This is a genomic window from Rhodoplanes sp. P11 (assembly GCF_964266735.1).
Taxonomy (GTDB): Bacteria; Pseudomonadota; Alphaproteobacteria; order Rhizobiales; family Xanthobacteraceae; genus Rhodoplanes; species Rhodoplanes serenus.
The window spans coordinates 1,709,037-1,734,032 of record NZ_CAXWGY010000001.1; the positions used below are offsets into that span (position 1 = coordinate 1,709,037).

Consider the following 24,996-nt stretch of genomic DNA (forward strand, 5'->3'; position numbering starts at 1 on the left):
GGCGATAATCTCGCATCCGAAACCTTCGATTTGGAAACGTCGCGGCGGCGTTTCCGGAGCCCTGTTCATCACGACGCTCCGGTCTGCGGACAGGATCGGTGCCGGTCGGCGAGCCGTGCGGGCGCTGCGGATCGGCCGACTCGGCAGAGAGCGTGACGATGGTGGGCGACGTTCACGACGAGCCGCGGCGAGCGGCGGACGGGCCGGGCGGCGAGCCGGGCGTGCTGGTGACGATCGGCGCGTCGGCGGGCGGGATCGCGGCCCTGCAACGGCTCTTTGCCGAGCTGCCCGACGACACCGGCGCCGGCTTCGTGGTGGTGATCCACCTCGATCCCGAGTACCGCAGCGAGCTCGCCTCGATTCTCGCCGCCAAGACCACGATGCCGGTGCGGCAGGTCACCGACTCCATGCCGTTCCTGCCGAACCACGTCTATGTGGTGCCGCCCGACCGGCGGTTGCAGATCGTCGATCATCGCATCTCGGCGGAGCCGTTCGAGGACGAGCGCGCGCGCCGCAGCCCGATCGACCAGTTCTTCCGCTCGGTCGCCCTGGGGTTCGGCGACGGCTGCGCCGTGGTGCTCAGCGGCGCCGGATCGGACGGGGCGCTCGGCGCGCGCGCCATCAAGGAGGCGGGCGGCATCATCCTGGTGCAGGACCCGAACGAGGCCGAGTACCCCTCGATGCCGCGCAGCGCGATCGCCACCGGGGTGGCCGATTTCGTGATGCCGGTCCGCGATCTCGCCGCGCGGCTCGTCGAGCTGATCCGCGGCAAGCGCGGCCGGCCGGGCGAGCCGGACGGCGCCGTCGACGAGGAGAATCTCCGCCGCATCCTGGCGCATCTGCGGGTGCGCACCGGCCACGACTTCTCCAAGTACAAGCGCTCGACCGTGCTGCGGCGGGTGGCGCGCCGCATGCAGGTCACCCGCACCGAGACGCTGCGCGAGTACTACGACGCGCTGCATCAGGACTCGGAGGAGGCGCGGGCGCTGCTCGGCGACCTGCTGATCTCGGTGACGACGTTCTTCCGCGATACCGAGGCGTTCCAGGGCCTGAAGACCCAGGTGCTGCCGGAGCTGTTCCAGGGCAAGGAGCCGAACGACACGATCCGGGTCTGGATACCCGGCTGTGCCACCGGCGAGGAGGCCTACACGATCGCCATGCTGCTTCTGGAGGAGGCGTCGCGCCACGACCTGCGGCCGCTCGTCCAGGTGTTCGGCTCCGACCTCGACACGCGGGCCCTCGCAGTGGCGCGCGAGGGGCGCTATCCGGCCACCATCGAGGCGGATATCGGCGAGGACCGGCTACGCCGCTTCTTCACCCGCGAGGGCGACGGCTTCCGGGTGCGCCAGGAGCTGCGCGACGTGGTGCTGTTCGCGGCGCACGATCTCCTGAAAGATCCGCCGTTCTCGCGCATCGACCTGATCTCCTGCCGCAACGTGCTGATCTATTTCGATCGCGACCTCCAGGACCAGGTCGTCAGCACGTTCCACTACGCGCTCAATCCCGGCGGCTTCCTGCTGGTCGGCGCCTCCGAGGCGGCCGAGAATCCGGCCGGCCTGTTCCGCTGCATCGATCGCGGCGCTCGCATCTACCAGTCGCGCGCATTGCCCGGCGACAAGCCACGCCTGCTGCCGCAGCTCGTCGGCCCGATCGGGCTTCGCGAGCATATCCCCGGCCTCGGCCGCAGTGTCAGCCCGACCGCGGCGCTGAGCGATGCCGTGGCACACCGGCGCGCCATCGAGTTGCTGGCGCCGCCGAGCTTCCTGGTCGACCAGACTCATCGGGTCATTCATCTCTCGGAGACGGCCGGGCGATTCGTCATGCCGTCCGGCGGCCCGCTGACCGGCGACATCGTCGACCTGGTCCGCTCGGAGCTGCGTTTCGAGCTGCGCTCGGCGCTGCATCGCGCCTTCGAGCAGGGGCAGGCGACCCTGAGCCTGCCGATCCCGGTGCGCTTCAACGGCGCGCCGCACCGTGTCCAGCTCCTGGTCAGGCCGGTGCCGGCCGAGGATGGCAGCGGCTCCGGCTCCGCCGTCGTCATGCTGATCGAAGGCGAGCCGCTCGACGAGACGCTCGGCAAGTCCGAGGAGCATCAGGCCGCCGACGAGACGGTGCGCCGGCTCTCGCAGGAGCTGGAGATGACGCAGGCGCGCCTGCGCACCGTCCGCGAGGAGTCGGACGCCGCTAACGAGGAGCTGCGCGCCGCCAACGAGGAGCTCCAGTCGATCAACGAGGAGTATCGCTCGACCTCGGAGGAGCTGGAGACCAGCAAGGAGGAGCTCCAGTCGATCAACGAGGAGCTGCAGACCGTCAACAGCGAGCTGAAGCTCAAGCTGGAGGCGATCTCGCGCGCCCACAGCGATTTGCAGAACCTGATGGCGGCGACCGACTACGGCACGCTGTTCCTCGACTCGGTGCTTCGCATCAAACGGTTCACGGAATCCGTCACGCAACTGTTCAGCATCACGCCGAACGACAGCGGCCGGCCGATCACCGACTTCGCTCATCAGCTCGAATACGACGGCCTGGTCCGCGACGCCCGCGGCGTCCTCTCCGATCTCGTGCCGGTCCGCCGCGAGATCCATAGTCGCGACGGCCGCTGGTACGAGATGCGGATGCGGCCTTACCGCACCGTCGACGACAAGATCGACGGAGTCGTGATCACGTTCATCGACGTGACGCAACGGCGCAGCACCGAGGAGGCGTTGCGCGACAGCGAGGAGAAGCTGAAGCGGCAGACGCGCCTGATCGAGCTGTCGCGCGACCCGATCTTTGTCTGGCATCTCGACGACGGCATCGTCGACTGGAATCGCGGCTGCGAGGAGCTCTATGGCTTCATGCGTGACGAGGCGCTTGGCCGCTCGCCCGCGGTGCTGCTCGGCACCACCCTCGAGACCGGCACGCTGGCGGAGATCAAGGCGCGGCTGAACGCCGAGGGAAGCTGGAGCGGCGACGTGCTCCAGCGGACCAAGGACGGCTGCGAGCTGGTGGTCGACACCCGGATGCGCGTCGAGTCGTTCGCCGGCGATCGCCTGGTGATCGAGACCGGCCGCGACATCACCGAGCGCAGGCTGTGGGACGAGCGCCAGCGCCTGCTGCTGCGCGAGTTGACCCATCGGGTCAAGAACACGCTGGCGGTCGCCCAGGCGATCGCCCATTCGACGTTCCGGGGCGACGCCGAGATGCGCGAGAGAGTGGCGCGCTTCGACGAGCGGTTGGCGGCGCTGGCGAGCAGCCACGGCCTCCTGGTGCAGACCGACTGGACGGCGGCCGATCTCGGCGCGCTGGTGGCCGGCCAGCTCGCCCCCTACGTCTCCGCCCATCCGGACGGGCTGATCACCGAGGGTGGCCCGTTGGCGCTGTCGGCCGACATCGCGACGCCGCTCGGGCTGGTGATCCACGAGCTGGCGACCAATGCCGCCAAGCACGGCGCGCTGTCGCGCCCGAGCGGAAGCGTGCGAGTGGCGTGGAGGCTCGGCGAGCGCGACGGCGCCCGGATGCTGACGCTCGTCTGGTCGGAGATCGGTGGTCCGCCGGTGACGCCGCCGTCCCGGTCCGGCCTCGGAAGCCGGCTGATCGACGGCGCCATCCCGAACGCGACGGTGACGCGCGACTTCCGTCCCGACGGCCTCGTCTGCACCATCGAGGTCGCCATGCCGGACAGGGAGGTGACCTTGCCCCCAACTTATCCCCGGTCATAACTGGACTCTGTTCTCCATCTGGACCTTGTTGCTGCGGGTGGCGAACTCGGCGGGGGTGAGCCCGCCGAGGCTGGTGTGAGGTCGGTGGCCGTTGTAGTCACGCCGCCAGGCCTCGATGATCCGCCGGGCGGCCGGCAGATTGCGGAAGACGTGCTCGTTCAGGCACTCGTCCCGGAAGCGCCCGTTAAGGCTTTCGACGAACGCGTTCTGGACCGGCTTGCCGGGGGCGATGTAGTGCCATTCGACGGCCTGGTCCTCCTGCCACTGCAGGATCGCCCGCGACGTCAGCTCGGTCCCGTTGTCACTGACGATCATTTTCGGACGACCTCGCCTGTCGACGAGCCCGTCGAGCTCCCGGGCGACACGGCGCCCCGACAGCGAGCCGTCCACGACCGACGTTAGGCACTCCCGGGTGAAGTCGTCGACCACGACCAGCACCCGGAACCGGCGGCCGTCGGCGAGCACATCCGACACGAAGTCGAGGGACCAGCGCTGGTTCGGCCCTTGCGGCAGCGTCACCGGCGCCCGTGTCCCCAAGGCGCGCTTGCGGCCGCGCTGGCGGCGAACCGTTAGCCGTTCCTCCCGATACAGGCGGAACAGCTTCTTGTGGTTCACGGTCACGCCCTCCCGCGTCAGCAGGATGTGCAGCCGCCGATAGCCGAACCGCCGGCGCTCGGTCGCCAGAGCCCGCAGGCGCTCGCGCAGCTCCGCGTCGTCCTCGCGTCGGCGAACATAGCGGAACGTCTTCGGCGCCAGCCTGAACAGGCCGCAGGCACGCCGCTGCGAGTAGCCCCTCTCTTCCATCGCCCAGCCCACGGCCTTTCGCCGCGCTCCGAGCGTCAGAAGTTTTTCCGAACGCCTCGCGCAGCGTCGCCGCATCGAAAACCGCCTCGGCCAGCAGCTTCTTCAGCTTCCGATTTTCTTCCTCGAGCGCCTTCAGCCGCTTCGCGTCCGACACCTCCATCCCGGAAAACCGCGACCGCCACGTGTAGAAGGTCGCGTCGCTGATCCCGTACTTACGGCACAGATCCGCGACCGCGATCCCGGCTTGATGCTCCTTCAGGATCCCGACGATCTGCTCTTCGCTGAACCGGCTCTTCCTCATCTCCGTCTCCTCTCGACGGAGTCCAATTCAAACCGGGGGCATTCCAGGGGGGCAAGGTCATCACCAACATGGCGGGAACGTCAAAAAGGGGGTCCGCACGCCACGCCTGCCGCCGCTCGGGACCACGCTCGAGCCCAGTGCATGGGGCGCTCGCGAGGCGGACTGACCACCAAGATCCACGCTCTCGTGGATGCCAACGGCCTTCCGGTCGTCCTTAAGCTCACGGAGGGCCAGGCCCACGACGGCAAGAGCGCCGCCGACATGCTATCGTCGATCGGCAGAGGCCAGATCCTCATGGCCGACCGGGCCTACGACAGCGACGCGCTGCGCAAGTCTATGGAGGCGCGCGGCGCCTGGGCGAATGTCAGGCCCATGCCGACCCGCGTGAATGTGCCAGCCTTCAGCCCATTCCTGTACCGCTACAGGAACCACGTCGAACGCTTCTTCAACAAGCTCAAACACTTCAGAGCCATTGCCACGCGCTACGAAAAACACGCCGCCAACTTCCTCGCCCTCGTGAAGCTTGCAGCCACCCGAATTTGGCTGCGAACTTATGAGTCGGTGACTTATACCAACGGCGTGAGAGGGTGACTCGGGTTTTCGAGGGGTGGTCGGCGTGATTCTCTGAGGTCTCTTGATTCGAGGGAGGCAGGGATGCCGGGGATCACGATCACGCGGAACGACCTTACGGCGGCGCAGCTACGGCATAAGGCGGCGCGGAGCCGCGACGCCAATGCGGCGCGGCGGATGCTGGCGCTGGCGTTGGTGCTGGAGGGAAAGTCTCGGAGCGAAGCGGCCTCGTCGTGCGGGATGGACCGGCAGACGCTGCGCGACTGGGTGCATCGGTACAACGCCTTGGGGCTGGCCGGGCTGGCCGACCGGAAGGCGCCTGGTGCGTCGCCCCGGCTGTCGCCGTCGCAGATGCGGGAGGTGGCGGAGCTGGTCCGGCAAGGGCCCGATCCGGCCGTCCACGGTGTCGTGCGCTGGCGTCGGATCGACCTGTCGCGCCTGATCGAAGAGCGCTGGGGCGTCACCCTCGCCGAACGCTCGGTGGGGGACCTGCTGCGGCGCCTCGGCATCCGGCGGATGTCGGTGCGGCCGCGCTGTCCCGAGCAGGACATCGCGGCCCAGGAGGCGCATAAAAAAACTTCGCCGACCTGGTCACCGCCTGCATCCCGGCCCGCGCACGCGGCAAGCCGATCGAGCTCTGGTGGCAGGACGAAGCGCGTGTCGGCCAGCAGGGCACGCTGACCCGCATCTGGGCCGCGCGCGGCACAAGGCCGCGCGCTCCACGCGACCAGCGCTACGATTGGGCCTATCTGTTCGGGGCGGTCTGTCCGGCTCGCGATTGCGGCGCAACTGGCTCTCCAACCGCGTCTTCGACACCTACGACGACATCGTCGACGCCTGCTGTGACGCCTGGAACGCCCTCGCCGCCGAGCCGAGCCGCATCCGCTCGATCGCAAGCAGAGCTTGGGCAGCGGTCAATCTCTGATGCCGTGGGTATTAGAGTGGAATCCGATCCAGTTGGATCGGATTCCACTCTAAGCGGGCAGCCAAGACCGGCAGCCTAAATCAGCAGCCCGTCGCGCAGCTCCAGCACCCGGTCGAAGCGGTCGACGATCTTGTCGTCGTGGGTGACCACCACGATGGCGGCCTGCTGCTCGACCGCCACCCGGCGCAGCAGATCCATCACCACCTGGGCGCGCTGCGAATCGAGCGCCGCAGTGGGCTCGTCGGCCAGGATGATGCGCGGCCGGTTGGCCAGCGCCCGGGCGATGGCGACGCGCTGCGCCTCGCCGCCGGAGAGCTGGGCCGGGAAGGCGTCGCGCCGATGGCCGACGTCGAGATAGGCGAGCAGCTCGCGGGCACGGCGCTTCGCCGTGCCGGCGCTCTCACCGGCGAGCCGCAGCACCAGCGCGACATTGTCGGTCGAGGTGAGGAACGGCAGCAGATTGTGGAACTGGAAGATGAACCCGATGGTGGCGAGTCGCAGGCTACGCAGATCGCTGCGCCGCCAGCGCCCATCGCTGAACACCGGCTCGCCGGCGAGCCGCAGCTCGCCCGACGACGGCGCCAGGATGCAGCCGACGATGTTGAGCACGGTGGTCTTGCCTGAGCCGCTGGGGCCGCGCAGGCCGACGACCTCGCCGGCCGCCACCGTGAACGAGACGCCGCGCAGGGCGTCGACGCGGGTCTCGCCCTCGCCGTAGTGCTTGCGCACATCGGTGAAGGCGATCAGCGGGGCGTCGGGGTCGGTCATCGTCGCCTCACCCGGCCAGCGCGGTCGCCGGGTCGACCTTGAGGGCGAGTCGCACCCCGAGGCTGCTGGCCAGGATGCAGACCAGCACCACCACGGCGCCGAGCGCCAGCACGTCCGGGCTCTCGACCACGACGCGGCGCGGGAAACCGTCCTTGGCGGCGACGATGAAGCTCACCCCGAACACGAAGCCGATCGCCCCCATGGCCAGCGCCTGCTGCATGATCAGACCGACGATCACCCGGTCGGGCGCGCCGATCAGCTTCAGGGTGGCGATCTCGCGGGTCTTGTCGATGGTCAGCGTGTAGACGATCAGCGCGATGATGACGGTCGACACGATCAGCAGGAGCGACGTGAAAAGGCCGATCTGACGGCGCGCCCGCTCGATCACCGAGCGGCTGAGCACGGTCTCCTGATCCTCCTGGGTGAGCACCGCAAGATGCTTCCAGCGGCGCACCCCGTCGGCGACGGCGGCGACCGGAACGTCTGGGCTCACCCGCGCCACTACGGCGTTGACGATGTCGCTCGTCGCCTCGCCGCTGCCGCGGGCGAGCTCGCGGCGCGCGGCCGGCGGGGCCAGCTCGAACTGCAGCTTCTGCGAATCGCGCAGCGTAATGAAGGCGACCGGGTCGCCGCCCGACGACACCTGACGGGCCGTCAGCCCGACCACCCTGAACTCGCGGCGTCCGAGGCGGATGCGCTCCCCCACCGCGACGCCGGCCGAGCGGTCGATGACCACCTCGTAGCGGCTCTGCGCGATCGCCCGGCCCTCGACGATGGCGGTGGGTGTGCCGGGGCGGCCCGGCTCGAAGCCGACCACGTAGAGGCGCAGCTTGCCGTTCCGCGTCTCGGTCTCCACCGACTGGAAGGTGAGCGAGCCGGCCTCGGTGACGCCGGCGACCCGCGCCACCGCCTCGCGCACGTCGCCGGGCAGGCGCGATGCTTCCGCGAACGGCCCGCGGGTGTTGGTCTCGACCACCCACAGGTCGACCGCCGGGGCGCGGGCGAGGGTCAGCGACTCGGCCACCAAGCCGCGATAGATGCCGAGCATCGACAGCACGATGGCGAGCAGCAGGCTGAGCCCCAGGCAGGTCAGCAGGAAGCGGCCGAGATTGTGCCGGATGTCGCGGATCGCCAGGTTCACGGTCGTGCCCCTCCGGTCGTGCTGCCGCCCGGGGCGGCGTCGGCCGCGGCGGCCCGTCCGTCACGCAAGCCCGTCCCGATCGCGGCGACCACGGCGGCGCCGTCGGGCAGACCGTCGACCAGCTCGACCCGGCCGTCATGGGTGCGGTGCCCGAAGCGCGCGGGCAGGCGGGCGAGCCGGCCGTCGCGGATGACCCAGAGAAAGCCCGTGGCACCGTCGAACCGCTCGATCGCCTTCTCGGGCACCATCAGGGCGCGCGGCAGCACCGCCTTGGTGACGAACACCTCGGCCTGCTCGCCGAGATGGAAGTCGGGCGGGCAGTCGGTGCAGGTCACGTAGACGCGGCGCTCCTCGTTGACGCGGTCGCTCTCGAGGCCGACCCGCGCCACGGTGCCATGGAATAGCCGCTGCGGCAGCGAGCGCAGGCGCACCTCGGCCGGCTGACCGACCGCGATGCCGCCCGATCTGGCCTCGTCCACATAGGCGAGAATCCACACGGTCTCCGGCGCCACCAGGGTGAACAGCGTCTCGCCGGCGCCGACGACGGCGCCGAGCTCCTTGGCGCGCGACACCACGAGGGCGTCGAACGGCGCCTTCAGCTCGTGCTGGCCGAGCACCGCGAGATCGCTCACGAGCTGAGCGCGCGCGTCGTCGAACTTGGCGCGCGCCGAGGCGATCTCGCTCTGGGCGACCAGCAGGTCGGCGCCGGCGATCGCCTCGTTGGCCTGCGACTCCTCGGCCGCCTCCTGCGACACCGACTGGCGCTCCAGCAGCGACTGGCGTCGCCGGTTGGTCTGCACCCGCTGGCGGTGCAGCGCCTCCGCCTTGCGGGCGGCGGCTTCGGCGACCGCGACGGCTGCTTCGGCGTTCGCCACCTGGGCGCGGGCCTTGGCGACCCGAGCCTGCTGCTCGGTGGCGTCGATGGTGGCGAGCAGCCGGCCGGCCGCGACGGTGTCGCCGTGGTCGGCGTTCAGGGCGTCGAGCGTGCCGGCGACCTTGAAGCCGGTGCGGCTCAGCACCCGCGCCTCGACGGTGCCGAGGCCGAACACCTTGACGGCAAAGTCCGTCTCGGGCCGCACCACCGGCACCGTCAGCGGTGCGTTGCGGGCCCACAGGAGGCCGCCGCCGGCCGCGGCGACCGCCAGTCCGACGAGGGCGAGGACGACGACGCGGCGCATGGCGGCCTCCTGGTCATTGGGCCGGAGCCGGCGGACCGGCCGGCGGGGCAGGGGCCTCGATCACCCGGTCGGCATCGCGCAGCACCACGTAGATGGCCGGGATCACCAGCACGGTCAGCAGCGTGGAGGAGGCGAGGCCGAACAAGAGCGAGATCGCGAGCCCCTGGAAGATCGGGTCGAGCAGGATGGTGGCGGCCCCGATCATGGCCGCAAGCGCCGTGAGCAGGATCGGCTTGAAGCGCACCGCGCCGGCCTCCAGCAGCACCTCGCGCAACGTCTTCCCGTGCCCCGCACCGTGCCGGATGAAGTCGACCAGCAGGATCGAGTTGCGCACGATGATCCCGGCGAGCGCGATGAAGCCGATCATCGAGGTCGCCGTGAAGGCAGCGCCGAACAGCCAGTGGCCGAGCACGATGCCGATCAGGGTCAGTGGGATCGGCGTCAGGATGACGAGCGGCAGGCGGAAGCTGCCGAACTGCACCACCACCAGGATGTAGATGCCGACCAGCGCGGCACCGAACGCCGCCCCCATGTCGCGGAAGGTCACGTAGGTGATCTCCCACTCGCCGTCCCACAGCATCGATGGCTTGCTCTCGTCGGCGGGCTGGCCGTGCAGCAGCACGGCGGGCTTCGGCAGCGTACCCCAATCGTGGGCATCGATCACCTTGCCGACGTCGAGCATGCCGTAGATCGGTGCCTCGAAGGCCCCCGCCAGCTCCGCCGTCACCATGTCGGCGAAGCGGCCGTCGCGGCGGAAGATCAGCGGCGAGCCGGCCTCCTCGGTGACGCGGACGATGTCGCCGAGCTCGACCCACGCCTTGTTGCCCGGCACCGTGTTGGCCGGGATGGGCGTGGAGGCGAGGGTCTCCGACCAGGTCAGGCGGGTCTTCGGCAGCCGCACCGCGATCTCGATCGGGTTGCGGTTCTCGCCGCGATGCGAGTAGCCGACCGTGACGCCGCCGATGAGTGCCTGGAGGGCGTCGTAGACGTCGCCCTGCTCGACGCCGAAGAACTCCAGCCGGTCCTGGTCGATGGCGATGCGCAGCCGCGGCCGCGGGGCGCCGATCGAGTCGTCGATGTCGACCACGAAGGGCACCTTGGCGAACAGGCCCTTCAGCTCGCGGACGACGGCGCGGCGTGTTTCGGAGTCCGGGCCGTAGACCTCGGCCAGCAGCGTCGCCAGAACCGGCGGGCCGGGCGGCACCTCGACCACCTTGGCGACCGCGCCGGCGGGCAGCGGCACCGCCTTGATGCGCTCGCGCAGATCGAGCGCGACGGCGTGGCTTGCCCGCTTGCGGTCCTTGCGCGGTGCCAGATTGACCTGAAGCTCCCCCAGCTCCGGGAACTCGCGCAGATAAGAGTGGCGCACCAGCCCGTTGAAGTTGAACGGGGCGGGCGTGCCGGCGTAGATCTGGAGGTCGCGGGCCTCCGGGATGGTGCGGGCGACGGCGGCGAGGGCGAACAGCGTCCGCTCGGTGTCCTCGAGCGTCGCGCCTTCGGCGAGGTCGACCGTGACGGCCAGCTCCGACTTGTCGTCGAACGGCAGCAGCTTCACGGTGACGCCGCGGGTGACGAACAGGACGCACACCGCAACGGTGGCGATGCCGACCGCGCCGAGGAAGATCCAGGCGTTGCGGCGATTGCGCACCACCGGCGCGGCGAACGCCCGGTACAGCCGGCCGAGGCGGCCGCCGTCGTGGCTCTCGGCGTGGATCGGCGCGCCCGAGCGCGGCGCCAGCTTCAGCATCAGCCACGGCGCCACCACGACCGCGACGAAGAACGAGAACAGCATGGCGGCCGAGGCGTTGATCGGGATCGGCGCCATGTAGGGGCCCATCAGGCCCGACACGAACAGCATCGGCAGCAGCGCCGCCACCACGGTAAGCGTGGCGATGACGGTCGGGTTGCCGACCTCGGCGACCGCCTCGATGGCGGCGCGCTCGCGTGGGCGTCCGTCCCCCATGCCCCAATGGCGGGCGATGTTCTCCACCATCACGATGGCGTCGTCGACCAGGATGCCGATCGCGAAGATGAGGGCAAACAGGCTGACCCGGTTGATGGTGTAGCCCATCAGGTTGGCGGCGAAGAGGGTGAGCAGGATGGTGGTGGGGATCACCACCGCGGTGACCACCGCCTCGCGCCAGCCGATCGCCACCGCGATCAGGATGACGATCGACACAGTGGCGAGGCCGAGATGGAAGAACAGCTCGTCGGCCTTGTCGCTCGCCGTCTCGCCGTAGTCGCGCGTCACCGTCACGGTGACGTCGTCGGGGATCAGGCGCGACTTGGCGTTGTCCAGGCGCGCCAGGAGATCGGCCGAGACCGTGACGGCGTTGGCACCGGCCCGCTTGGCGAAGGCGACGCTGACCGCCGGCGTGCGGACGAAGGCGCGATCCTCGGGCCGGTCGTGCGAGGCGGTCGCGTCGGGCGTGTCCATCCACACCCGCGCCTCGCGCGGGCTCGGGCCGATGATCACCGAGGCGAGGTCGCGCACATAGACGGGGCGGTTGTCGCGGGTGGTGACGAGCAGGAGGCCGATGTCGGGCACGCCGGCGAGCGTCTGGCCGGCCGCGACGGTGCGCATGACACTGTCCTCGCGCACGCCGCCGGCCAGGAACGAGCGGTTGGCGTTCTTCACCTTGCCGACGAGCTGCTGGAGCGTCACGCCGTAGAGGGCGAGCTTCTCCGGATCGGGCTCGACCCGGATCTGCTGCGGATTGCCGCCCGAGATGTAGGTGAGCCCGACATCGTCGACCTTGACCAGCTCGGCCCGCAGCTTGTCGGCCAGCTCGTAGAGGTCCTTGTCGGTCCAGCGCGCCGCCGCGTCCGGCTTCGGCGTCAGCGTGAGCACCAGGATGGCGACGTCGTTGATGCCGCGGCCGACGATCAGCGGCTCGGTGATGCCGGCCGGCATACGATCGTAGTTGGCGCGGATCTTCTCGTGGACGCGGAGGATGGCATTCTCGGCCGTGGTGCCGACCAGGAAGCGCGCCGTCACCATCACCCGGTCGTCCTGGGTCTGGCTGTAGACGTGCTCGACGCCGTCGATGCTCTTGACGATGGTCTCCAGCGGCTTGGTCACCAGCTCCACCGCGTCGGGCGCCTTGAGGCCGTCGGCGTTGATGCGGATGTCGACCATCGGCACGCTGATCTGCGGCTCCTCCTCGCGCGGGATCGAGATCAGCGCCAGGGTGCCGGCGACCAGCGCCGCGATGAGGAACAGCGGCGTCAGCGGCGACCGGATGCTCGCCTGGGTGAGACGCCCCGAGAGGCCGAGATTCATGGCGCCACCAGGCGGTCGCCGGACTTGAGGCCGGACAGGATTTCGAGAGCATCGGGCTCGCCCGGCCGCCGGACGAGGCGGCCGCGCTGCACCGGCACCTCGATGACGGCACTGGCGGGATCGCCGTCGCGGGCGAGGCCGACATAGTCGATGCCGAAGCGGGTGCGGACGAAACGGGCCGGCACCACCACGGCGTCGCGCTCGCCGGCCGACACCCAGACCCGGATGCGCTCGCCGACGAAATAGTCGCCGAGCCCGTCGACGGCGGCATCGGCGACGACGCGACCGTCCTCGATCTGCGGATAGACCAGCTTGATGGTGCCGAACATGGCGTCGCGGCGGCCGAGCGCCTCGCCGTCGATGCGCACCGTATCGCCGGGCTTCAGGACGCGCGCGTGGCGCTCCGGCACGCGCAGGCGCAGCACGAAGTTGCCCTCGGCGATCATCGCGATGGCCTCGCCCGGCAGCGTCACGGTGCCGGGCGTCACCGGCACCTTGAGGACGCGGCCGGAGGTCGGCGCGAACACGGTGCCTTCGGCGAGCTGCTGCTCGATGACGCTCTTCTCGGCGCGCCGCGCCCGCAGCGCGTTGTCGGCGACGTTGAACGCGGTGCGCACCTCGTCGAAGCGCGAGCGCGGCACGGTGCCCCGCTCGAACAGGCTCTCGGTGCGGTCGAGATCGATCTTCGCCTGGGCGACCTGCGCCTCGAGGCCGGCGATCTGGGCATCGAGCGAGCCCATCTGGAGGATCAGCTTGGTGTCGCCGACCGCCGCGATCGCCTGGCCGCGCTCGACATGGTCGCCGTATTTCACGTCGATCTTCGCCACGGTGCCACCGATGCGGGCACGGGCCGGCACCACATAGGCACTCTCGACGGTGGCGAACACCGCCTTCTCGTCGCGGGTCGGGGTGGGCGTCACCGTGAAGGTGTCGGCGCGAGCGGGCAGCGTTCCGGTGGCGAGCAGCAGCGCCAGCATGGCGGCGCGCACCATCGCCCGCTGCCGGTCGTCGAGGCGGGCCAGGACACGTCGCTGACTCTTCGCGGGACCCTTGCGCGAGCGGGCGGGCGGACGGGCCGGCGGTGGGGGAAGGAGCTTCATCGGGGTGGCCTCTTGTCGGACGAGGGGGCTTGACGGGTGTTTGATGAGGGAACGTCGCCGGCGGCGGGCGTGCAGTAGATGCCGTGCAGGGCGGCGAGAAGCTCGCGGGCGGCGGGGCTCGCGATGGCGTACCAGACGGTCTGGCCGTCGCGCCGCGCCGTCACCAGCCCATCCTTGCGCAGCAGCGTCAGGTGCTGCGACACGTTGGCGATGCGCATGCCGAGCGTCTCGGCGAGTTCCCCGACCGAGCGGTCCCGGTCGAGCAGGGCGCACATCATCATCAGCCGGTGCGGGCTCGCCAGCGCCCGCAGCAGCGTGCAGGCGGCCTCGGCCGCGAACGACGGATCGGGGTTCCTTGTTTTCATGATTGCGAATATATGCAATAATCGATATGAACACAACAACGACTGCGCGGCCGTCGCGCGTCGTGTTTCGAACAGGAGGATTTCGATGACCATCGACCGCGCCGTGCTGGCCTTCGCGGGCGTCATGGTGCTCGCCAGCGCCGCTCTCGCGGCGTTCGTGAGCCCGTGGTGGCTGCTGCTCACCGCTTTCGTCGGGGCCAATATGCTCCAGGCGGCCTTCACCCGTTTCTGCCCCGCCGCTATCCTGTTGCGGAAAGTGGGGCTGAGGCCCGGCTGCGCCTTCGATTGACGCGGCTGCCGTCGTCTGCCGCCACCGCACGGCGATCGAGCATCGGCCACGGCTCTCCTCGTGGGGCTGTGCTGGATGGCTTCGGCTGCGGTGCGACGGGCGATGCCCTGACACCAACAAGGAGACGACCCGTGAAGACCAATTGGCCCGAGATGATGAAGGAGCTGAGCGTCAGCCTGAAGGAGCTGCGCGGCGGCGCTCCCGACGTGATGAAGGGCTTCTCGTCCATCGCTCAGGCGGCGCTCGCCCCCAAGGCGCTCGACACCAAGACCAAGGAGCTGATCGCGCTGGCGATCGGCGTGGCGATCCGCTGCGACGACTGCATCGCCTTCCACGTCAAGGCGGCGATCGAGCAGGGCGCCACCAAGGAGGAGCTGATGGAGACTCTCGGCATGGCGGTCTACATGGGCGCCGGCCCGAGCGTCATGTATGCGAGCCACGCGGTGGAGGCTTACGGCCAGCTCGCGCCCAAGAGTTGAGCGGTCGACGCCGCGGCCGCCGCGGCTGAACGGACGGTCCCCGATCGACGACCATCAATCGTACGTCTTGCGGACGACGAACCAGGGTACAATGGGGGGCGGCCCGGCAGCGGGCCGCCCATTGTCGTTTTCCGAGGGAGAGAACCGGAGTGTCGGGCGCAACAATCGGCTGCGAGGACGGGCGGTGAGGCGCTTCGTCGTCCTGTTGGTCGCGGCCGTGGTGTTCGTCGCCGGTCTCGCGCCGGCGCGGGCCGAGACCATTCGGATCGGCGTGCTGGCATTCCTCGGGGCCGAGCGCAGCCTGGAGGAGTGGGGTCCCACGGCGCGGGCGGTCGAGGCCGGATTGCCGGGCACCACCGTCATCATCGTGCCCTACGACCACGCCGGGCTCGACCGCGCCGTGGCGGCCGGCGAGATCGATTTCCTCATCACCAATCCGGGCCACTATGTCGAGCTGGAGGTGGCGCACGGGGTCAGCCGCATCGCCACGCTCGAGTCCGGCCAGCCGGTCGCCGCCGCCATCGTGGTGCGGTCCGAGCGCAGCGACCTGCGCGACCTCGCCGACCTCGCCGGCAAGCGTGTCGCCGTCGTCGGCACGACGGCGTTCGGCGGCTTCCAGGCGGCCTGGCGCGAGCTGGCCGCCGCGGGTCTCGATCCGTTCCGCGATCTCGCCGGGCTCGACAGCGTCGGCTTCCCGATGACCGGCGTCCTCGACGCCGTGCTGACCAACCGGGTCGATGCGGGCATCGTGCGGGCCTGCCTGCTGGAGCAGCGCGAGGCGGACGGCGCCGTCGCCCGCGGAGCCCTGCGGGTGCTGGCGCCACGCTCGACCGCCGCGACGTCGTGCCGGGTGTCGAGCCGAGTCTATCCGGACTGGCCGATCGCCAAGCTGCGCGGCACTGCGCCGGATCTCGCCAAGCGGGTGGCCACCGCGCTTCTCACCTTCCGGCCAGCGCCGGGCCAGGCCGGCTGGACGGTGCCGCTCGACTACCAGCCGGTGCACGAGGCGTTCCGCGACCTGAAGATCGGCCCCTACGAGTCGCTCCGCCACGTCTCGGCGCGCGAGCTGCTGGCGCGCTACTGGCAGGTGTTCGCGGTGCTCGGCATCGCGCTCGGCGCGTGGGGCGTGCATGTGCTGCGGGTGGAGCGGCTGGTGCGCCGGCGCACCGCCGAGCTCGCCACCGTCAATATCGATCTGCGCCGCGAGATCGAGCAGCGCCGCCGCGCCGAGGAGCGCGAGGCGCAGCACCGCCGCGAGCTCGACCACGCGGCCCGGCTGTCGATCCTCGGCGAGATGGCGGGCGGCATGGCGCACGAGCTGAACCAGCCGCTCGCCGCCATCGCCAACTACGCCGACGGCTGCGAGCTGCGGCTCAAGACCGCGCCGGTGGACACCGCGGCGCTGATCGGCGCGACGCGGCGTATCCGTCAGCAGGCCGACCGCGCCGCCCAGGTGGTGCAGCGCATGCGGGCCTTCCTGCGCAAGCGCGAGCCGGTGCATGCGCCGCTCGATCTCGCCGAGGTGGCGGGCGAGGCGCTGGAGCTGTTCGAGGGGCCGGCGCGCCGCGCCGGCGTCGCGGTCGAGACGGTCTTCGCGGCGGGGCTGCCGGCCGTCCTCGGCGATCGCATCCAGCTCCAGCAGGTGCTGCTCAACCTGATGCAGAACGCCGTCGACGCCTCGGCGGGGGTGCCGGCCGCCACGCTGCGGGTGGAGACGGCGGCCCACGACGGCGGCGCCTGCGTGGCGGTCGTCGATCGCGGCAGCGGCATGCCGGCGGACGTCAAGGCGCGGCTGTTCGAGCCGTTCTTCACCACCAAGCCGACCGGCCTCGGCCTCGGCCTGGCGCTGTGCCGCTCGATCGTCGAGGAGCACCGCGGCCGCCTCGAAGCGGCCGACAACCCGGGCGGCGGCACGGTGATGCGGCTGTGGCTGCCGGCGGCGCCCGATGACGGGAGAGAGGACGGAGACCCGCGATGAAGCCCGCCGCCGTTCCGCCGGTCGTCTACGTGGTCGACGACGACGACGCCATGCGCGACTCGCTCCTGTTCCTGCTGGAGCCGCTCGGCCACGCCGTCGAGGTCTTCGCCTCGGCCGATGCCTTCCTGGCCGGCTACGATCCGCGGCGGGTCGCCTGCCTGGTCGCCGACGTGCGGATGCCCGGCATGAGCGGCCTCGCGCTGCACGAGGAGCTGGTGCGGCGCGGCTCGGTGATGCCGGTGATCATCATCACCGGCCATGGCGACGTGCCGATGGCGGTGCGGGCGATGCGCACTGGTGCCATCGACTTCATCGAGAAGCCGCTCAACAACCAGGTGCTGATCGAGCGCATCGACGAGGCGCTGCGGCTCGCCACGACGCGCCACGCCGCGGCCCAGGAGATCGGGGCGATCCGCACGCGGCTCGCCACCCTGACGGCGCGCGAGCGCGAGGTCGCCGACCTTGTCGCCGCCGGCAAGCAGAACAAGGCGATCGCCCACGTGCTCGGCATCAGCCTGAAGACCGTCGAGATCCACCGCCACAACGCGATGGACAAGATGGCGGCGACCACCGGAGCCGACCTCGCCCGCATGCTGACGCTGGCACGACCAGAAAAGTAGTTCATCGATCCGACTCAGGTCGTTCTGCCTTTCAGCGAAGAAGACACGGCCGATACGATCTTGTCAGCCTCTTGAGGAAACGCCTGAGCCCATATCGTGCAGAATGCCATGCGCACGGTTTCCTCTGGTAATAGTCCAAGCCGCTCTCCGATCTGAACGAATAGCAGGTGCGGGTCCATGTTCTCACGCCGCACGTCTTCGCAGATTTTTTTGACAGCGCCTAGTTGGTCAAACTCGCGCAATAGAGCGACAGACAATTTTCGACCGAACTTGTCCCAGACGTTAAGAACTGAATCGAAAATGTAGGATTCCGGCATTTCACCTGGCAGCCGGAATATCCTCTTGCTGGCATCGTCATGTTCACGAGAGTCGCCATCTATGAAGCAGATAGACGGTATTGAAATCGCTGGATTGGTGTTGTGATATTTATGCGTAGCGACAGCTATTCCGTCTCCTTGCATTGAGTGAACTTCGACATGATCTATAAGAGTGAGATTTCTTTGTCTTATTGCTGCCTCAACCCATGCTTTGGAAAGCTCATCTTCGACAAATATGGCCGCCTGTTTTGCAATTTGTCCGGTGATTGCTCTTAAGGAGCCTACATCAAGCTTGCCTTGAAATATCCTATCTTGTGTTGCAACCCAAATAGCTTTTGATGGTAATGGCATTAACGCTTCGTTAGAGTGGGTTGTAAAAATTACCTGGACCCTTTTCCTCTCCGCTGCTTCAATTAGGTATTCGACTACACGTATCGTTGCTACAGGGTGCAGTCCATTTTCAATTTCTTCAATTAAAATAAGGGCTTGATCATCCGCGGATTCGATTTCTGCAATCATCCTGATAATGCTTGACTCGCCTGCGCCGAAGTGGAACTCGGAATACCCAAGGCCTTTCAAAGTCACTCCTGTCAACAATTGTATGCGACCACTGTTCTGGATTCTCATTGATTTGTAACCAGTGACGTCCTTGCCCAGAATTCTGCCTACGGCCTCTCGCACAGTATCAGGAAACGCAGAAATCTGGTCTACCGGAACCTTGAAGTCGCCGCGGGCGCACTTGAGGAGTTCTGCTCTTTCGTTTGCGGGGACCGTTCGAGAGACGCCAAACATAAGAACCTTTCGATCTGGAGCATCGCGATTCCATCTTCTATTCTTGAAGTTTGCGGTTCTGCGGATGCTGTCTTTTGGATTCAAGGCCCGGTCGACTATTTCGTACTCAATCGACCAATCTAACATGCTCTCGTCGTAGATCCCGCTCTTCGCAAAGAAGCGTCGCGGGGTGACGTCTTTGTATGCGCAGGCGGCGGCGCCTAGGACTGTCGTCTTTCCTCCTCCATTAGGTCCAATGATTGCAGTTACCGGAAAGTCGAATGCGACTGGTTGATCTGTAAATCCCCTAACTTTTTTAATAATTAGTTTTGAAAGGTATTTTCCATAGTTCTTTTGAGCGGATTTTTCGAGCAGATTGTTGATTGTGCTGGTTCGAATTTGTGTCTTTAGCATATTTCATCTCTGGCTGGAGTGCTGATCAAGCTAGATTAGCTGAGTCGGTGGCTTATAGAAGAGGGTGCTTTAGTGAAGTTCGATTTGCGCGTTCACCTGGATTAAACGAGCGATACGGTGAGGCTCCTTCCTTGGTCGAACGGTCGGTCCTGTCGAAGAGGAAGAGGGAGGAGCCAAATTTATGTTTAGGGGTTAACCCCTAAGCCCCTGGGGGAAATCTCCAAATTCCTTTGTTCCGAGTGCCGGCCTAGCGTCGCGGAGGCTGCGGAGCGGGCTGTCGTCACGTGCCGGCGCTCCGCCGCCCACAAGGAGCCCGGCATGTCCGAATCCCGTCGAAACTTCCTGCGCGCCTTCGGCGCCATGACGGTCGGGGCCGCGGTCGCGGCACCCGCCGCCGCGGCACCAGCCGCCGCGGCACCCACCACCGCTTCAAATGCCGGCACCGCCGCGCCGTCGCCGCGCTGGGCCATGGTGGTGGACGTCGCCAAGTGCATCGGCTGCCAGTCGTGCACGATGTCGTGCATCTACGAGAACGCCGTGCCGGAGGATTCCTTCCGCACCATCGTGTCGACCTACGAGGTGCAGGAGGGCGGGCGCACCGCCATGGTGATGCTGCCGCGGCTCTGCAACCACTGCGCCGACGCCCCCTGCATCCCGGTCTGCCCGGTCGGCGCCACCTATCAGCGCCCCGACGGCATCGTGGTGGTCGACGCCGACCGCTGCGTCGGCTGCGCCTACTGCGTCCAGGCGTGCCCGTACGACGCGCGCTTCATCAATCACCACACCGGCAAGGCCGACAAGTGCACGTTCTGCGCCCACCGGGTCGAGGCGGGGCTGATGCCGGCCTGCGTCGAGACCTGCGTGGGCGGCGCCCGCATCTTCGGCGATCTCGCCGATCCGGACAGCACCGTGTCGAAGCTGGTCGCCAAGGGCGACTCCAAGGTGCTCAAGCCCGAGCTCGGCACCCGCCCGCACGTCTTCTATCTCGGCCTCGACGACCGCCTGACCGGCAAGGTCGAGGGCGAGCCCACCCTCTGGCGTCCGCGCGCGACGGAGAGCCACGCATGACCATTCTCGAAGTCGTCAACGTCTCCCGCGATGTCGCCTGGCTGCCCTGGGCCGTGCAGTACTTCTTCCTGGTCGGTCTGTCGGTGGCGTGCTTCTTCATGTCGCTGCGCGGCCTGGTGCTCGGGGCCGCGCGCGAGCGCCGCTTCGCCCGTGACGCGCTGATCGGCGCGCTCGCCTGCGGGCTCGTCGCGCCGGTGGCGCTGCTCGCCGACCTGCACCAGCCGGGCCGGTTCTGGCACTTCTACGCCTATCCCAATCTCGGCTCCTGGATGGCCTGGGGCGCCTTCTTCATTCCGGCCTATGTGGGCGGCCTTCTCGTCTATGCCTGGGCGGTCCTGCGCGGCGATCTCGCCGCCGCCGGCCAGGGCGACGGCGTGCTGGCCCGTCTCCAGCGCCTCGTCGCGCTGGGCGGCGCGCCGGCACCGCGCCTCGCGCGCCTCGCCGCCGGCTGGACCGTGGTGTTCGGCCTGCTGATCCTGCTCTACACCGGCATGGAGGTGATGGTGGTGCGGGCGCGTCCCCTGTGGGACACGCCGATCCTGCCGCTCCAGTTTGCCGCGACCGCCGTCACCGGCGCCGCCGGCCTGGTGTTGATCGTGGCGCGGCTGCGCGGCGACGCGACGCCCGCCGCCGATGCCGCGGCGGCGCGCTGGATGGCCGGGGGCCTCCTCGCCACCGTGCTGCTCGGGCTGGTCTGGCTCGGCCTCGGGCTGACCGGCGTCGCCGAGACCCACGCCCGCGCCCTCGCCAGCGTCGCCGGCCATCGCGCCTGGCAGCTCACCGCCGCCTGGGCGGCACTCGCCACCGTGCTGCCGCTGGCGCTGCTGTGGGGCCGGCCGGCCGGCTGGGGCTGGATCGTCGGTCTCCTCGGCCTGCACGCCGCCTGGATGTTCCGCTGGACCGTGTTCATCGGCGGCCAGACCGTGCCGAAGACCGGCGCCGGCCTCTACGTCTATCAGCTCCCGCTTGGCCACGACGGCCTGCTCGGCATCGCCGGCTCGCTCGGCCTGTGGGTGTTCGTCTTCGTCCTGCTCACCACGCTGCTACCCCCGCCGCCGCCGGTCCCCGTCCGGCCGGCGCTCGTTCCGGCCGAATAGGAGCCCGCCATGGATCGCAGAACCATCCTCAAGTCCGGCGTCGCCGCCGGCGGGCTGGGCCTGTTCGCGGCCGGCTATGCCGACACCGCCCGCAAGGTGGTCGACGGCGTCGTCGACGCCCTCGCCCCCAAGGCGGGCGCCGCCAACATCCACGGCGCCTCGCTGAAGCCCGAATACACCGTCGACCCGGTCACCGGCGCGGTGACGCCCGATCCGCGCCAGCAGGTCTCCTACGTGATGTGCATGGGCTGCACGACCTATTGCGGCGTGCGGGTGCGGGTCGACCGCGACACCGGCACGGTGCTGCGCATCGCCGGCAATCCGTATCACCCGCTGTCGTCCGATCCGCCGCTCGCCCCCGACGCCTCGATCCGCGACTCCTTCGCGGCGGTGTCGCGGGCCGGCGAGAGGGGGCTGGCGGGCCGTTCCACCACCTGCGGCCGCGGCTCGGCGATGCTCGGCTGGATGACCAGCCCGTATCGCATCACCCAGCCGCTCAAGCGGGTCGGCCGCCGCGGCAGCGGCGAATGGCAGCCGATCTCCTTCGAGCAGATGGTGCGCGAGATCGCCGACGGTGGCGACCTGTTCGGAGAGGGCCACGTCGACGGCCTGCGGGCGCTGCGCAGCTTCGATCCGATCGACCCGAAGGCGCCGGAGCTGGGGCCGAAGGTCAACCAGGTCGGGCTCCTGTCGTCGACCAACGAGGGGCGCGAGAACTTCGCCCGCCGCTTCGTCCAGAAGGCGTTCGGCTCGCTCAACTTCATCGGCCACGGGGGCTATTGCGGCGGCTCTTATCGCTCCGGCTCCGGCGCCGCCATGGGCAACGTCAAGACGCTGCCGCACGCCAAGCCGGACTTCGCCAACTGCGAGTTCGTGATCTTCTGCGGCACGGCGCCCGCCAATGCCGGCAACCCGTTCAAGCGGCAGGCGGCGCTGCTCGCCAAGGGCCGCACCGAGGGCAAGCTGAACTACGTGGTGGTCGATCCGGTGATCGGTCACTCGGACAGCCTGGCGAGCCGCCATCGCGGTCGCTGGATTCCGATCCGGCCGGCGACCGACGGCGCCTTCGCCATGGCGCTGGCCCGCTGGATCATCGACAACGCGCGTTACGACCGCGCCTTCCTGGAGCAGCCGAACCCCAAGGCGGCGGCCGCCGCCGGCGAGGCCGGATGGTGCAACGCCACGCATCTGGTGATCGCCGAGCCCGGCCATCCGCGTGACGGCTTCATGCTGCGTGGCTCCGATCTCGGGATGGCCACCGAGGGCGACACGTACGGCGACAAGGACCCCTATGTGGTGGTCGAGCCCGGCAGCCGCCGGCTGGTGCCGCACGGCGATCTCGCCGGCCCGGCGACGCTGTTCGTCGACGGCCGTTTTGCGGTCGGCGACACGGAGATCCGGCTGCGCTCGTCGTTCGACCTCTATGCCGAGAGCGCCCGTCGCCACACCCTCGACGAGTACGCGAACATCTGCGGTATCCCGGCCCAGACGCTGGCCGGTCTCGCCGAGGAGTTCACCAGCCACGGCAAGAAGGCGGCGGTGAACACCCATGGCGGCACCATGGCGGGCAACGGCTTCTACAACGCCTTCGCGCTCGTCACCCTGAACACGCTGATCGGCAACATCAACGTGAAGGGCGGCACGATGGCGCCGGGCGGCCCCTTCCCGGCGGAAGGCAAGGGGCCGCGCTACGATCTCGACGGCTTCCCGGGCCAGGTGACGCCGAAGGGCACGCCGCTGTCGCGCAACGTGCCCTACGAGCGGTCGAGCGAGTTCAAGCGCAAGAAGGAGGCCGGCAAGCCGTACCCGGCCGAGGCGCCGTGGTATCCGGCGGCGCCGCAGCTCGGCTCCGAATGGCTCACCAGCGCGCTCAACGGCTACCCGTATCCGATGAAGGCGCTGTTCGTCTGGAACACCAACCCGATCTACGGCATTCCCGGCCTCAAGGGCGCCGTGTCGGAGGCGCTGAAGGACCCCAAGCGGCTGCCGCTGATCGTCTCGATCGATCCGTTCATCAACGAGACCGGGGCGTTCGCCGACTACATCCTGCCGGACTCGCTGCTGTTCGAGACCTGGGGCTTCGCGGCGCCCTGGCATGCGGTCCCGAGCCGCACCTCGACGGCGCGCTGGCCGGTGGTGCGCTCGAAGAACGCCACCACCGCCGATGGCGAGCCGATCGGCATGGAGGCGTTCTTCATCGCGCTCGCCAAGGCGATCGGGCTGCCTGGCTTCGGGCCGAACGCCATGACCGACGCGGCCGGCGCGCCGCTCGCGCTCGACCGGCCGACCGACTGGTTCTTCCGGGCCGCCGCCAACGTCGCCTTCGCGGGACAGAAGCCGGTCGCTGATGCCACCGACGAGGACATCGATCTCACCGGCTTCGGGCCGCATGTCGAGGCCCTGAAGGCGACGCTGAAGCCGGAGGAGTGGCGCAAGGCGGCCCATGTGTTCACCCGCGGCGGCCGCTACCAGCCCTATGGCCAGGCGTATGACGGCGATCGCATGGCGCAGAAGTTCGCGCCGGCCCTGACCCTCTACAACGAGCAGGTCGCGACCGCCCGCAACGCCGTCACCGGCAAGCGCCACTCCGGTGTGCCGCAGTGGACGCCGCCGGCCTTCTCGGACGGCACGCCGATGCGCCAGGTGTATGGCGAGGCCGACTGGCCGCTGCTGCTGATCAGCCAGAAGTCGGTGCTGATGGGCGCCTACACGATCGGGCTCGATCGGCTGCGCGGCCTCCATCCGGAGAATCCGGTGGCGCTGCATGCCGACGACGCGGCGCGCCTCGGCATCCGCAACGGCGACAAGGTGCGCATCGCCACGCCGGGCGGCGAGGTGGTGGGGACCGCGCTGGTGCGGCACGGGGTGATGCGTGGCGTCGTCGCGGTCGAGCACGGCTTCGGCCACACCGAGTTCGGCGCCCGCGGGCACCGCATCGGCGGCACCCGGCAGCCCGACGGCGAGGCGCTCGCCGCCGGCATCAACCTCAACGATGTCGGCCTGTCGGACCCGACCCGCAAGGACCTCTCGGTGTGGCTCGATCCGGTCGCCGGCTCGGCGGTTCGCCAGGGCTTGCCGGCGCGCCTGGCACGCGCCTGACGAGATGCGCCGCCGTTCCGCGGGCGCCGGTTCCCCCGGCCGGCGTCCGGCCTCCATCCACCCCCGGCAGCCCGGTGGAGGACGGCCCCTCGGGCCGCGGGCGGCGGCGCAGCCCGCCTCGCGGCGGGGTGCCGGCTCAGGCTCGCGTCGCCACCATGGATGGGCGGAGGCTCACCCGGTCGAGCCAGCCGGCGAGATCGGGCCGGGCGGAGCGCCACGGGACGTCGGGCAGGCGGAAATCCAGATAGGCGAGCGCGCAGGCGAGCGTGACGTCGCCGAGATCGGCGTCGCCAAAGCCCTCCGGGTCGCCCGAGATGCGGACCAGCGGCACGGTGCGGTCGAGCGCGCCGCGCAGGCGGTCGAACCAGCCTTGCCACTGCGTCTCGGGCGGGCGGCGGCTCTCGACCACGAGGCCGAAGCCGGCGTCGATCAGCCCCTGCGCCAGCCCGGTGCGGGCGGCGCGGTCGAGCGCCGCGTCGGCGTCGGGAGCCGGGCGGCCGGCGAGCCGCAGCAGGTACTCGCCGATGGCGGTGCTCTCGGTCAGCGTCGTGTCGCCGACGACGAGCGCCGGAATCTTGGCGAGCGGCGTCGCGGCGAGAAGCTCCGGCGGATCACGCCACGGATCGACCGCCACCAGCGTCATCTGGTCGGCGAGGCCGAGCTCGTGGGCCAGCACCCGCACCTTGCGGGCATAGGGGGAGGGGGCGTTGTAGAACAGTCGCATCGGG

At 69.2% G+C, this 24,996-nt stretch carries 18 protein-coding genes and 1 pseudogene; 10 read left to right on the forward strand and 9 right to left on the reverse strand.

Going from position 1 to position 24,996, the window contains the following annotated elements:
• Window positions 1-158 precede the first annotated feature (158 nt).
• Window positions 159-3,701: a chemotaxis protein CheB gene (locus ACFQUV_RS07765; protein ID WP_129609177.1), complete on the forward strand. Its 3,543-nt coding sequence runs from the start codon at window positions 159-161 to the stop codon at window positions 3,699-3,701.
• On the opposite strand, the gene ACFQUV_RS07770 is transcribed toward ACFQUV_RS07765, so the two are convergent.
• A protein-coding gene (locus tag ACFQUV_RS07770) for an IS3 family transposase (RefSeq protein WP_129609178.1) occupies window positions 3,696-4,806 on the reverse strand; the annotation gives its coding sequence in 2 pieces (ribosomal slippage) (window positions 3,696-4,551 and window positions 4,550-4,806; 1,113 coding nt in all). The two genes, ACFQUV_RS07765 and ACFQUV_RS07770, sit on opposite strands and share 6 nt — an antisense overlap.
• Here ACFQUV_RS07770 and ACFQUV_RS07775 point away from each other — a divergent pair.
• Together ACFQUV_RS07775 and ACFQUV_RS07780 are read left to right on the forward strand one after the other, a co-directional pair.
• Complete coding sequence (locus ACFQUV_RS07775) at window positions 4,753-5,397, forward strand: IS5 family transposase (RefSeq protein WP_280176759.1); 645 nt, start codon at window positions 4,753-4,755, stop codon at window positions 5,395-5,397. The genes ACFQUV_RS07770 and ACFQUV_RS07775 overlap by 54 nt on opposite strands.
• Before the next feature lie 63 nt (window positions 5,398-5,460).
• A pseudogene (locus ACFQUV_RS07780) lies at window positions 5,461-6,301 on the forward strand (IS630 family transposase).
• A 75-nt stretch (window positions 6,302-6,376) separates the two neighbouring features.
• Here ACFQUV_RS07780 and ACFQUV_RS07785 read toward each other — a convergent pair.
• The 6 genes from ACFQUV_RS07785 to ACFQUV_RS07810 form a co-directional block, all read right to left on the reverse strand.
• Complete coding sequence (locus ACFQUV_RS07785) at window positions 6,377-7,069, reverse strand: ABC transporter ATP-binding protein (RefSeq protein WP_129609179.1); 693 nt, start codon at window positions 7,067-7,069, stop codon at window positions 6,377-6,379.
• Window positions 7,070-7,076: 7 nt separating this feature from the next.
• A complete protein-coding gene (locus ACFQUV_RS07790) occupies window positions 7,077-8,210 on the reverse strand; it encodes an ABC transporter permease (protein WP_129609180.1) in 1,134 nt (377 codons plus the stop codon).
• On the reverse strand, window positions 8,207-9,388 hold the full coding sequence (locus ACFQUV_RS07795) for an efflux RND transporter periplasmic adaptor subunit (protein ID WP_129609181.1): 1,182 nt from the start codon (window positions 9,386-9,388) through the stop codon (window positions 8,207-8,209). Before ACFQUV_RS07795 ends, ACFQUV_RS07790 begins: the two co-directional genes overlap by 4 nt.
• A gap of 13 nt (window positions 9,389-9,401) precedes the next feature.
• Window positions 9,402-12,671: an efflux RND transporter permease subunit gene (locus ACFQUV_RS07800; RefSeq protein ID WP_129609182.1), complete on the reverse strand. Its 3,270-nt coding sequence runs from the start codon at window positions 12,669-12,671 to the stop codon at window positions 9,402-9,404.
• Window positions 12,668-13,663, reverse strand: coding sequence for an efflux RND transporter periplasmic adaptor subunit (locus tag ACFQUV_RS07805; protein WP_129609193.1), 996 nt, complete (start codon window positions 13,661-13,663; stop codon window positions 12,668-12,670). The genes ACFQUV_RS07800 and ACFQUV_RS07805 overlap by 4 nt, the downstream gene beginning before the upstream one ends.
• A 104-nt stretch (window positions 13,664-13,767) precedes the next feature.
• Complete coding sequence (locus ACFQUV_RS07810; protein ID WP_378394512.1) at window positions 13,768-14,229, reverse strand: ArsR/SmtB family transcription factor; 462 nt, start codon at window positions 14,227-14,229, stop codon at window positions 13,768-13,770.
• On the opposite strand from ACFQUV_RS07810, the gene ACFQUV_RS07815 reads away from it, so the two are divergent.
• The 4 genes from ACFQUV_RS07815 (at window position 14,222) to ACFQUV_RS07830 (ending at window position 17,502) form a co-directional block, all read left to right on the forward strand.
• A complete protein-coding gene (locus ACFQUV_RS07815; protein WP_111384848.1) occupies window positions 14,222-14,425 on the forward strand; it encodes a DUF2892 domain-containing protein in 204 nt (67 codons plus the stop codon). The genes ACFQUV_RS07810 and ACFQUV_RS07815 overlap by 8 nt on opposite strands.
• A gap of 152 nt (window positions 14,426-14,577) precedes the next feature.
• Entirely contained in the window at window positions 14,578-14,904 is a 327-nt protein-coding gene (locus ACFQUV_RS07820) for a carboxymuconolactone decarboxylase family protein (RefSeq protein WP_155480563.1), read from the forward strand.
• A 184-nt stretch (window positions 14,905-15,088) separates the two neighbouring features.
• Window positions 15,089-16,882, forward strand: a complete 1,794-nt coding sequence (locus ACFQUV_RS07825; protein ID WP_207211471.1) for a PhnD/SsuA/transferrin family substrate-binding protein — start codon at window positions 15,089-15,091, stop codon at window positions 16,880-16,882.
• Complete coding sequence (locus ACFQUV_RS07830; RefSeq protein ID WP_129609185.1) at window positions 16,879-17,502, forward strand: response regulator transcription factor; 624 nt, start codon at window positions 16,879-16,881, stop codon at window positions 17,500-17,502. The genes ACFQUV_RS07825 and ACFQUV_RS07830 overlap by 4 nt, the downstream gene beginning before the upstream one ends.
• A 14-nt stretch (window positions 17,503-17,516) precedes the next feature.
• Here the strand turns inward: ACFQUV_RS07830 and ACFQUV_RS07835 are convergent, their stop codons facing one another.
• Window positions 17,517-19,004, reverse strand: a complete 1,488-nt coding sequence (locus tag ACFQUV_RS07835) for an ATP-dependent endonuclease (RefSeq protein WP_129609186.1) — start codon at window positions 19,002-19,004, stop codon at window positions 17,517-17,519.
• A 318-nt stretch (window positions 19,005-19,322) separates the two neighbouring features.
• Between ACFQUV_RS07835 and dsrO the strand changes: the two genes are divergently transcribed.
• The 3 genes from dsrO to ACFQUV_RS07850 are packed head-to-tail and all read left to right on the forward strand — an operon-like array spanning window position 19,323 to window position 24,268.
• Window positions 19,323-20,072 (forward strand): sulfate reduction electron transfer complex DsrMKJOP subunit DsrO, encoded by a 750-nt coding sequence (gene dsrO, locus ACFQUV_RS07840; protein WP_129609187.1) that lies wholly within the window; start codon window positions 19,323-19,325, stop codon window positions 20,070-20,072.
• Window positions 20,069-21,169, forward strand: coding sequence for an NrfD/PsrC family molybdoenzyme membrane anchor subunit (gene nrfD / locus ACFQUV_RS07845; protein WP_129609188.1), 1,101 nt, complete (start codon window positions 20,069-20,071; stop codon window positions 21,167-21,169). The genes dsrO and nrfD overlap by 4 nt, the downstream gene beginning before the upstream one ends.
• Before the next feature lie 9 nt (window positions 21,170-21,178).
• Window positions 21,179-24,268: a molybdopterin dinucleotide binding domain-containing protein gene (locus ACFQUV_RS07850; protein WP_129609189.1), complete on the forward strand. Its 3,090-nt coding sequence runs from the start codon at window positions 21,179-21,181 to the stop codon at window positions 24,266-24,268.
• A gap of 136 nt (window positions 24,269-24,404) precedes the next feature.
• Here the strand turns inward: ACFQUV_RS07850 and ACFQUV_RS07855 are convergent, their stop codons facing one another.
• Entirely contained in the window at window positions 24,405-24,992 is a 588-nt protein-coding gene (locus ACFQUV_RS07855) for a glutathione S-transferase family protein (protein ID WP_165363902.1), read from the reverse strand.
• Between the last annotated feature and the right edge of the window lie 4 nt (window positions 24,993-24,996).

What these genes read in the sequence shown, in the direction of transcription:
- ACFQUV_RS07765 (WP_129609177.1), top strand. Translation starts at nt 159, where the DNA reads ATGGTGGGCGACGTTCACGACGAGCCGCGGCGAGCGGCGGACGGGCCG.
- ACFQUV_RS07775 (WP_280176759.1), top strand. Translation starts at nt 4,753, where the DNA reads ATGCTCCTTCAGGATCCCGACGATCTGCTCTTCGCTGAACCGGCTCTT.
- ACFQUV_RS07785 (WP_129609179.1), bottom strand. Translation starts at nt 7,069, where the DNA reads ATGACCGACCCCGACGCCCCGCTGATCGCCTTCACCGATGTGCGCAAG.
- ACFQUV_RS07795 (WP_129609181.1), bottom strand. Translation starts at nt 9,388, where the DNA reads ATGCGCCGCGTCGTCGTCCTCGCCCTCGTCGGACTGGCGGTCGCCGCG.
- ACFQUV_RS07800 (WP_129609182.1), bottom strand. Translation starts at nt 12,671, where the DNA reads ATGAATCTCGGCCTCTCGGGGCGTCTCACCCAGGCGAGCATCCGGTCG.
- ACFQUV_RS07805 (WP_129609193.1), bottom strand. Translation starts at nt 13,663, where the DNA reads ATGGTGCGCGCCGCCATGCTGGCGCTGCTGCTCGCCACCGGAACGCTG.
- ACFQUV_RS07815 (WP_111384848.1), top strand. Translation starts at nt 14,222, where the DNA reads ATGACCATCGACCGCGCCGTGCTGGCCTTCGCGGGCGTCATGGTGCTC.
- ACFQUV_RS07810 (WP_378394512.1), bottom strand. Translation starts at nt 14,229, where the DNA reads ATGGTCATCGAAATCCTCCTGTTCGAAACACGACGCGCGACGGCCGCG.
- ACFQUV_RS07820 (WP_155480563.1), top strand. Translation starts at nt 14,578, where the DNA reads ATGATGAAGGAGCTGAGCGTCAGCCTGAAGGAGCTGCGCGGCGGCGCT.
- ACFQUV_RS07830 (WP_129609185.1), top strand. Translation starts at nt 16,879, where the DNA reads ATGAAGCCCGCCGCCGTTCCGCCGGTCGTCTACGTGGTCGACGACGAC.
- ACFQUV_RS07835 (WP_129609186.1), bottom strand. Translation starts at nt 19,004, where the DNA reads ATGCTAAAGACACAAATTCGAACCAGCACAATCAACAATCTGCTCGAA.
- dsrO (WP_129609187.1), top strand. Translation starts at nt 19,323, where the DNA reads ATGTCCGAATCCCGTCGAAACTTCCTGCGCGCCTTCGGCGCCATGACG.
- nrfD (WP_129609188.1), top strand. Translation starts at nt 20,069, where the DNA reads ATGACCATTCTCGAAGTCGTCAACGTCTCCCGCGATGTCGCCTGGCTG.
- ACFQUV_RS07850 (WP_129609189.1), top strand. Translation starts at nt 21,179, where the DNA reads ATGGATCGCAGAACCATCCTCAAGTCCGGCGTCGCCGCCGGCGGGCTG.
- ACFQUV_RS07855 (WP_165363902.1), bottom strand. Translation starts at nt 24,992, where the DNA reads ATGCGACTGTTCTACAACGCCCCCTCCCCCTATGCCCGCAAGGTGCGG.